The sequence below is a fragment of the Sinorhizobium fredii USDA 205 genome, from assembly GCF_001461695.1.
GTDB lineage: Bacteria > Pseudomonadota > Alphaproteobacteria > Rhizobiales > Rhizobiaceae > Sinorhizobium > Sinorhizobium fredii.
Window position 1 is genome coordinate 189162 of the sequence record NZ_AUTC01000157.1, and the last position, 7405, is coordinate 196566.

The 7405-nt window shown below is 60.7% G+C and carries 8 protein-coding genes; all 8 read left to right on the forward strand.

The features are described 5' to 3' along the window. Window positions 1-29 precede the first annotated feature (29 nt). Window positions 30-992, forward strand: a complete 963-nt coding sequence (cpaB, locus tag N181_RS22890) for a Flp pilus assembly protein CpaB (protein ID WP_037433210.1) — start codon at window positions 30-32, stop codon at window positions 990-992. Between the two features lie 64 nt (window positions 993-1056). Next, entirely contained in the window at window positions 1057-2547 is a 1491-nt protein-coding gene (locus tag N181_RS22895; RefSeq protein ID WP_080579135.1) for a type II and III secretion system protein family protein, read from the forward strand. After that, window positions 2528-2836: a hypothetical protein gene (locus N181_RS22900; RefSeq protein ID WP_037433212.1), complete on the forward strand. Its 309-nt coding sequence runs from the start codon at window positions 2528-2530 to the stop codon at window positions 2834-2836. The genes N181_RS22895 and N181_RS22900 overlap by 20 nt, the downstream gene beginning before the upstream one ends. 283 nt (window positions 2837-3119) lie before the next feature. Beyond that, window positions 3120-4778, forward strand: coding sequence for a TadE/TadG family type IV pilus assembly protein (locus N181_RS22905; RefSeq protein ID WP_080579136.1), 1659 nt, complete (start codon window positions 3120-3122; stop codon window positions 4776-4778). Continuing rightward, window positions 4775-5257 carry a TadE/TadG family type IV pilus assembly protein gene (locus tag N181_RS22910; RefSeq protein WP_037433215.1) on the forward strand — a complete coding sequence of 161 codons (483 nt, stop codon included), beginning with the start codon at window positions 4775-4777 and terminating at the stop codon, window positions 5255-5257. The genes N181_RS22905 and N181_RS22910 overlap by 4 nt, the downstream gene beginning before the upstream one ends. Next, window positions 5251-5889 carry a TadE/TadG family type IV pilus assembly protein gene (locus N181_RS22915; RefSeq protein WP_037433216.1) on the forward strand — a complete coding sequence of 213 codons (639 nt, stop codon included), beginning with the start codon at window positions 5251-5253 and terminating at the stop codon, window positions 5887-5889. The genes N181_RS22910 and N181_RS22915 overlap by 7 nt, the downstream gene beginning before the upstream one ends. A 27-nt stretch (window positions 5890-5916) precedes the next feature. Further along, a complete protein-coding gene (locus N181_RS22920; RefSeq protein ID WP_037433219.1) occupies window positions 5917-7059 on the forward strand; it encodes a pilus assembly protein in 1143 nt (380 codons plus the stop codon). A 23-nt stretch (window positions 7060-7082) separates the two neighbouring features. Then, window positions 7083-7405: L,D-transpeptidase family protein (locus tag N181_RS22925; protein ID WP_483439687.1), on the forward strand; the 323-nt coding region annotated here is incomplete at its 3' end.

Below are 7405 nucleotides of genomic sequence, written 5' to 3' on the forward strand. Positions count from 1 at the left end.
TATTTTTAATCACGTATGGAGTATCGGCGATGCGTTCTTCGACGGTCACCAGTCTTGCTGTCGCCATTTTACTTGCTTCTGCGGCGGTCTTCGGGACCCGTACTTATCTCGCGGACCAGCAGGCACGGCTTGCTGCCGCCAATTCCAAGAAGGCGCCGGAACAAACGCTCGTGGTTGCTGCCAAGCCCATGCGCTTCGGCGATCGGGTTTATGGGGACAACCTAAAAACAATCCCCTGGCCGACGGGTGAACAGCCGCAAGGTTCGTTCCAGACCATCGAGGCAGTCATCGGGGACAAGGACGAGCCGCGCTATGCCATGGAGGCGATCGACCCCGGCGAGCCGGTGCTCTCGTCCAAGATTACCGGGACCGGAGAGCGCGCCACTTTGTCCGCAGCGCTCGACCAGGGAATGAAGGCCGTTTCCATTCGCGTCAACGACGTGCTGGGCGTCGCTGGTTTCGTAAGACCGGCAGATCGCGTCGATGTTCTGCTGACCCGGGTCGTCCGTCGACAGAACGGTAGCGACCAGACCTATGTCGATGTTCTGCTCCAGGGCGTGAAGGTGCTGGCGGTCGACCAGACCGCCGACGAGCGCAAGGACGAACCTTCCATCGTCAAGACCGTCACCTTCGAGGTGACGACCGACGAGGCGCAGCGCCTGACGCTGGGGGCGAGCATCGGCACGCTGTCATTGACGCTGCGCAATATCGCCTCGTCCAATGTCGAGCAGACGCGGCCGATCACGGTTGCCGATCTTGGCGGCGGACTGATCTCCGCCGACCTCAGCGCGGATGTCGCGAAAGATGGCGACGAGCTTGGAAGCCGGATCGATTCCGTCGAAGACAAAATGAAACAACCTGTTAAAGAAAAACAGGTACAGATTGCAGAGCGAAAAGCAGAACCACTCTTGCCCGTAGAGCCAAAATGGGCCACGGTCGGCGTCTGGAACTCGACGAAGCGCGAAGAGCACCGAGTCGGCATGATCCAGTGAAGCGAGGGGAGCGGCTTTGCCCGCAGGCGCTGTGGCTGAACGAGGAGCGGAGGCTGAAGCGGGAATGTCCAGGGAACTCATGAAGGGGGCGGCAAGAGCCGGAACCCTCGCGGCGGTAGCTGCGGCAATAATTGCCTATGGTGGCGGGGCACCCGGTGTTGTGGGTCCCGCCGAGGCTCAGGAAAAATTCATAAGCCTTACCGGTTCGGTCCAGCAGGTGACGCTGGCGCCAAACGACACGATAACGGTCAGGACCGGCAAGCCCTTCGGCGACCTGGTTATCGGCAGCGCCGAGATGATCGACGTGGTGCCCCTTTCCGACCAGTCGCTGTTCATCCGCGGCAAGCAGACGGGTGCTACTAATATCTCCGTCTATGACGACAATAAGGCGCTTGTCGGCGTTATCGACGTGCGGGTCGCCGCCGATTTCAGTGAAGTTGCTTCCGCGATCCGCTCCACGGCACCCTCCGCACAGGTGCGGGTGTTCAACTCCAACGATCGCATTCGCCTGACGGGGACGGTTCGCGATGCGGTCGAACTGCAGCGGGTGATGGAAATCGCCCAGTCCTATTCCGAAGCACCTGTCCTGAACCAACTGCGTGTTGCCGAATCGCAGCAGGTGATGCTGGAAGTTCGAGTAATCGAAGCCTCGCGCCAGACCGGCCGCGACCTTGGCATCGGTTGGTCCGGCCAGGGCAGGAACGGCATCGGCAAGGCGACGACTAGTCAAGGCATTACCGTCGACGATGATGGTAATCTCGCTCGAACGCTGGGAGACGCCGCGGGTGCCGCGACCGGCATGCAGCCCTTCGGCCAGCTGATTGCCAAGGTGCTTGAAATTTCCGGCGGCCAGATCGACATCGTCATCAACGCGCTCGAGCAGAAGGGCCTGGTGCGCCGGCTGGCGCAGCCGAACCTGATCGCCATGAGCGGCGAAACCGCAAGCTTCCACGCCGGCGGCGAAGTCCCGATCCAATCGACTGTCGCGAATGGTGCGACGCTTGCAACCGAGACCGACTACCGGCCTTTCGGCGTGCGGCTCACCTTTTCGCCGGTGGTGCTCGATGGCGGGTTGATCAGTCTCAAGATCGAACCTGAAGTCTCCGAAATCGACCCTTCGATCAGCGTCAACGGCAATCCCGGCTTCATCTCGCGCGCTGCAAGCACGACGGTCGCGCTGCGTGACGGCCAGAGCTTTGCGATGGCCGGCCTGCTGCAATCGGTCAATGCCAAGGACGTTCAGCAATTGCCGTGGCTGGGACAGGTTCCCGTGATCGGCGCACTGTTCCGCTCGACGAGCTTCCTGAAAAGGGAGTCGGACCTGGTCATCGTCGTCACCCCGCATATCGTGCGGCCGTCGAAGCCCGGCGAAGACCTCTATAGCCCGCTCGAACAGACGCGTTCGTCCAACGACGTCGAGCTGTTCGCCCTCGGCATTCTCGAGGTGGACAAGGACATGCTGCGCCGCTTCCGCAATGGCGAAGGCGTTAAGGGCCCATATGGCCATCGTCTCGATCTCGACGTGGGAGGCGAAGTTGTCCTTTCCAAGAAGTAAGCGCGCTTTCCTGGTCATCGCCGCCGCCGGCCTTCTCTCCGGCTGCGCCGATTATCTGAACCATCGTGATTCGATCACCTTCGGGCTCGGCAATGCGGTAGAGGCCAACAAGGGCATCCACACACAGGATCCGTTCCCGCGGGCGGCGTACAACACCCAGATCGCCAGCGACGGCAAGGTGATCTATCGCGCGATCGGTGGCTATCAGGGCGGAAGACAATCGAGCGCGCCGCCGCCATCAGCGGTGATCCTGCCGGTTGCCACGCCGCCGAACGGAGCAGCCAGGTAAACTGGACAATATTGAAGAAACGGCAAGCGAGCCGGAAGAAATGGGAATAGAAATACCGAGTTGACAGTGATCTTGCGTCGGACGGACCCAAGATCATCAGATGATACGAAGTTTAATAGATTTTATTAGCTTGAGGCGCGGGATGCGAGCGAATTTCCGCTCATGATTTTCCAAGGTCCCGTTCTCGTTTTTTAAGCATGTCGTTGCCCCGAGCGCGCTGCGTGATTTGGGCGACGCATCAGAGTCTCGGCGGATGAACCGCCGTGATCCGAGGAGCATGCCGATGTTGTTGCGTAAGGCTATTAAACGCTTCCTGGATGACAATCGTGGCTACGTCATCGCCTTGACGCTGATTTCCATGCCACTCCTGCTCGGTTTTTCGCTGCTCATCATCGATGTCGGGCGGACAGGCAACCTCCACACCGACCTGCAGAACGCGGTCGACGCGATGGCACTCGCCGGCGCCCGTGAACTTGACGGCCGTGATGACGCCATTCCGCGCGCGAAGACGGCAATCGAGAAGCTTACCAATAGCGCCGCCTTCGGCGGTGGCGGGACCGGCATGTCGCTCGGCTCGTACAAACCGGTTGTCTATGACGCGGCCAAGATAGATGATCCGGACGACCCGAACACTGTAGAGGTTCACTTCCTGAAGAGCATCCCCGCGCAGGATGATGACGAAATCGATCTCGGGACGATGGAGACCTTCAACTCCAACGAGGCCTCCTACGCTTATGTCGTCGCCAAACCGCAGGAAATGACTCCGGTTTTCCCGATCCCAGTCATTCCTCATAGCCCCGGCGACAAAACTCCCATCACTGCCGATGAAGTCGATCGGGTCAAGATCAACGTGTCCGCCGACGCCGTTGCCGTCTATCGTGCCAGTGCCTGCGATGTTACACCGATATACATCTGCAACCCGTTTGAGCCAGCCGGCAACACAAGCCCCGCCGCCAACGAGACAGCCGCGGAGGCGCTTCACACGAACTTCGCAGCCGGCAACCTGTACGGCCGTCAGATCGAGCTTCACAGCACGTCCTCATCGGCGCCGGGACCCGGAAATTTCGGCTTCCTGGCGACCTATGGCAACGGCGCGAACGTGCTTGCCGAGGCGCTGGCAACTGGTTCGCCGGGCGTGTGCTACAAGCAGGACGCATTGGAGACGAAGACCGGGGCGATGGCCGGACCGGTCGAGGCGGGGCTCAACACGCGTTTTGGAATGTATTCAGGGTCATTCGGGAACGCACGCGATGACGGTCGCTACCGGCCTGCCGCGAATGTGCGCTCGGCCCAGAACCAGACGGGCGGCGCCAACAAGATCTGCGGCGAATACAACCCGATTATGAGCGGAAGCACCGTCGGCGACGTGACCCAGGCGGTGCCGCTCGGCTACGGCGCTTCGATGACCTCGCTTGCCGGCGGCAAGATCAGCAGCGGCAACGACTGGCAGTACGGCAGCTACTGGAACGTCGCCCAGGGGACTGCCGCTCCTTCCGTCAGCACGATCCTGAGCAATCATTCGAGCTACCCGTCGCCAACCGGCTCTCCGTCGCAGCCCTCCGCCTACGACGTTTACCGCTACGAACTCAACAACTCCGCACTGGTCAATCACGCCTCGACGAGCGGCGAGACGGGCGTGCCGCGGACAGGCGGGCAGTGCTACAAAGGCCCAGACCTTTCGAACTACACGAGCGGCGACTACGGCGACCGGCGCGAAATCTTCGCCGCCATCGTCAACTGCGGGTATGAAAACGCCGTCGGTCACCTGAACGGTCACAAGCAGACGCAGGCCGTCGCTTTCGCCCGTATGTTCCTGACCAAGCCGGCGATCAAGGCAGGCAGCGAGCGATTTCTCTCGCTCGAGATGATCGACATAACGGGCAAGGGTGGCCGTGGCACGCTCGATGAGTTCCTGCGCGAAGAAGCGGAGCTGGTGCGATGAACGCGTTTAGAAGATTCCTTCGACGTCGGCTGCCGTTCCATTTCTGGTTGAGCGAAGAGGCGGCTGTTCTGACAGAAACGATCATCGTGGTGCCATTCGTCACCGTGTTCGCAGCGGGAATCCTGGAATTCGGAAATCTCTTCTGGGAGCGGATGCAGATCGATGCCGGATTGCGAGATGCCGGGCGCTATCTGGCGCGCTGCCGTCCAACGTCGCCGACCTATGCTTCGACCTGCTCGCAAACGACGGCGAAACTGATCGCCTTCTATGGAACGCAGAGCCCGGCAGAGGGCGCGGTCCTGCGCGTACCTGGCTGGGGCCCCAACCTCACCGATATCACAGTCAACGCGGTCGGTGGCGACGGAACGTTCACGATCGAAACCGCACATCTCTACCAAGCCTCACCGCTTTTTGGCTGGCTCGGCATTGGCGCCATCACCATCAGTGCCTCGCATGAAGAGAGGTATATGGGATGGTAGCCTCTCGTTTCTTCAAACCTTTCAGGCAGAACGAAAGCGGCGTTGCCCTCACCGAGGCGCTGATCACTTTCCCCATCGTGCTCCTGATGTTCGCAGCCTTCATCGAATTCGGCTACGCGATGTCGCAATGGAACCTGACCGTCAAGGCACTGCAATTTGGCGCCAGGCTCGCGGCTGTTTCCGACCCGCTCAGCAGTGACTTCGACGAGGTGTTTCCGACCGAGGCCAACGACCCGCTCGACAATGGCGACGCAACGCCAGACGATGCGACGATTTCGTCCACTTGCGGCCCAAATCTTGTGAACTGCAATGTCTCCGCGCTGAACCGCATCGTCTATGGGTCTACTACTGCGACTAAGTGCCAACCTCGCGGGACCCCTGGAATCCGCTTTGCGTTGTGCCACATCAACTCGCGGATCAATATCGGCAACATCGCCGTCACCTATCAGCGTTCCGGGCTCGGCTACTGGGGGCGGCCCGAGGGGCCGGTTCTGACCATGCGCATGGAGGTTCGCGATATGCAAACTCCTACGCTCCTCCTAGGCGGGCTGCTGGGGATTAACAACATCACCGTGCCTGCTCACCCGGTGACAATCACGACTGAAGACCTGCAAACATGCTCTACATGCTAAGTCTTTGATATTGCGTGAGGAAGAGACATGACAGCGCATATGAACTTCGTAGCGACCACTAAGATCCTTGTTCTATCCGATGACGCGGCGGCCGCAAGCTTCATGCTCGACACCTTCGGATCGCTTTCGCGCTACGACGTACGGCACCTGGCTTTGAAGGCGCTCGGCGAGAAGGGTCGCGTCGACCCGACGCAGTTCGACATGATCGTTCTGGACGTCGACAACGGCGATGTCCTGCAACAGCCGGAGCTAATCGCCTTCCGAACGAACAACCGCAACATTCCGCTCGTCGTCGTCTCCGAGGAGCTCGCGGATGACAGGCTGCGGCTTCTGTTCCGCCTGAACGGCAACGACTGGCTGAAAAAGCCGCTGGATCGCCGTGCGCTGATCGACATGATCTCCTTGCACGCGCCGACAGCCGGCGCGAGCGACAGCCGCGTCCATGCCGTCGTCTCGGCAGTCGGCGGCGCCGGCGCTAGCGTGATCGCCTCCTCGCTCGCCCATGTGCTGGCGCAGCCGACGAAGAATTCCTCGCCGCGAGTCAATCTTTTCGACCTTGACTTTTCGTCCGGGTCGCTCGGGCAATATCTAAACCTCGCCAACGACTACGATCTGGTGCCGGTTATTGCCAATCCATCAAGGGTCGACGTCGAATTCGTAGATCTAGTGCGCAAGCGCCATTCGGGCGGCTTTTCCCTGCTGTCCTTCAAGCAGCCGTCCGTCCTCCTCTCGCCCAAGGGGGCTGAACTGGTGCTGCGCATGCTCGATGTCGTCGCCTTCGAGAGCGACCAGACCATCCTGGACGTGCCCTACTACCAGACGCCATGGAAGGATGACGTGCTCGGATCCGTCAACAGCATTACGATCGTCAGTGAAATGACAATTCCGGCGCTTCACCAGGCAAAGGATCTGTTCCTCAATCTCACGCGGCTGCGTGGCAGTTCCGATTCCATTTTCGTCGTCATCAACAAGCACCGCAGCAGCCTGTTCAGCCTGGGGCTACGCCGGCAACAGGTCGACAAGGTGTTCAAGGAAACCCACGCGCATCTCATCGACTATGACTGGGAAACGCTGAGCGAGGCACTCAACCGCGGCGTGCTGCCATTCGAGGTCAATGCCCGCTCCCACTTCTGCCGCGGTGTCGGCAAACTTGGAGCGCTCGTACGATGAATGCGCGCGCGCAGGAAAGCAGGATGCCAGGGCGACAGGGGAGATGGCGGAGCTGGATGATTTGCGCAGTGCTGGTCCTTGGCCTGGTTGACCTTGCCGACGAAGCAGTGGCCAAACAGCAGGTGCCGCGAAGCCTCGGGCCGAGCTCGGCAACCATTGTGACCGCAGAGCAGAGCCACCCGCCGGGCACCATTGTCGTTCGCAGCGACAAGCGGACCCTCGATCTCGTTCTCTCGCGTGATCGTGCTCTCCGCTACCGGATCGGGGTCGGCCGCGACGGCTTCCGTTGGAACGGCGTCGTGAAGGTCGGAAAAAAGGCCGAATGGCCCGACTGCGGCCGCCCGCC

What these genes read in the sequence shown, in the direction of transcription:
- N181_RS22920 (WP_037433219.1), top strand. Translation starts at nt 5,917, where the DNA reads ATGACAGCGCATATGAACTTCGTAGCGACCACTAAGATCCTTGTTCTA.
- cpaB (WP_037433210.1), top strand. Translation starts at nt 30, where the DNA reads ATGCGTTCTTCGACGGTCACCAGTCTTGCTGTCGCCATTTTACTTGCT.
- N181_RS22895 (WP_080579135.1), top strand. Translation starts at nt 1,057, where the DNA reads ATGTCCAGGGAACTCATGAAGGGGGCGGCAAGAGCCGGAACCCTCGCG.
- N181_RS22910 (WP_037433215.1), top strand. Translation starts at nt 4,775, where the DNA reads ATGAACGCGTTTAGAAGATTCCTTCGACGTCGGCTGCCGTTCCATTTC.
- N181_RS22905 (WP_080579136.1), top strand. Translation starts at nt 3,120, where the DNA reads ATGTTGTTGCGTAAGGCTATTAAACGCTTCCTGGATGACAATCGTGGC.
- N181_RS22915 (WP_037433216.1), top strand. Translation starts at nt 5,251, where the DNA reads ATGGTAGCCTCTCGTTTCTTCAAACCTTTCAGGCAGAACGAAAGCGGC.